The organism is Novosphingobium sp. AAP83 (assembly GCF_001295795.1).
GTDB lineage: Bacteria > Pseudomonadota > Alphaproteobacteria > Sphingomonadales > Sphingomonadaceae > Novosphingobium.
Map to the genome: position 1 here is coordinate 1 of NZ_LJHY01000066.1, position 1,110 is coordinate 1,110.

Sequence of the window (1,110 nt, forward strand, 5' to 3'; positions counted from 1 at the left end):
GGTCTCGGGCGCGAGGGCGCGCAGGTCGGGATCGAGGAATATCTGGAAACAAAGTATATCGCGCTCGGCGGACTAACCTAGAAAACATCCAGATCGTTCGCAATGACAACCGGACCAGCATAATGCGCTGCGATTTGCCGCAGATATTCGAAATGGGCCGGATCGTCCCGCTCGTGGCCCGCGAAATGCGTCACCACCACGCCCTTCACCTTCGCTCGGGCGGCCATCTGCCCGACATCGGCGGGGAGCAGGTGATGCTCGCGCAGGTGCTTTTCCATCGCCAGACTGCGAGAATCGGGCATGTCCGGGTTGAAGCTGCGCGTTCTGGCGACGGTGTCTTCGACATCCATCATCTCGGCCACCAGCAGATCGGCCCCGGCAGCCAGCTCCTCCACCGCGCTGCTCGGCCCGGTATCGCCGGTGTAGACGATCGAGCGTCCGGGCAGGTCGAAGCGGAAGGACAGGGCTTCAAACCGCTCCGCCAAACCGCTTTCGGGCGCAAAGCTGTAGTGGGTGTTGTTGCGGGCCGATACCTTCACCCCGCGATAGGCGAGGCTAGCGCGGTCGCGCAGTTCGGTGACGCTGGTAAGCTTGTCGAGATCGATCGTTCCCTCGCCCGGCACGCCGTAGCCCGAAGCGGCGCCGGGCTTCATCGAGGCAAGCAGGCCTTTGACCATCTCGGCGGTTCCCGGCGGGCCGTAAATGGCCAGCGGAACCTGCGGATTGGTCTGTGCGCGCAGACCCAGCAGCGCCGCCAGCCCCCCGGTGTGGTCCCAATGGAGGTGACTGATGAAGACGGCATCGACCCGCGCCGCCGGAATGCCGAGCGCCGCCAGCCGTCCCATCGCCGACATCCACGAGGATGCGGGTATCGCCGGCGATCAGAAGGTTCGCGGGCTGCGAGCGGACCGGTGATGCCACCGGCCCGGCCCGCGTGCCCAAGGTGACCCAACGCCCCCGCTGATCCACTTCTTGCTGAGCCCCTGCCGCGGTGCCCTGCGGCTGATCGGCGAGGAGCGGAGTGGCAGCCAGGAAAAGAGCCCCGGCTGCCGCAAGATGAAGGGGCGAATGGTCAAGACCGGCCTCAGAAGTTGAAGCCGACCGAGGCGC

At 65.9% G+C, this 1,110-nt stretch carries 1 protein-coding gene; it reads right to left on the reverse strand.

Annotated elements, in window-relative coordinates; all coding sequences use genetic code 11:
* Positions 1–77 precede the first annotated feature (77 nt).
* Positions 78–845 (reverse strand): MBL fold metallo-hydrolase, encoded by a 768-nt coding sequence (locus tag IP81_RS18525; protein ID WP_197274703.1) that lies wholly within the window; start codon positions 843–845, stop codon positions 78–80.
* Positions 846–1,110: the final 265 nt, after the last annotated feature.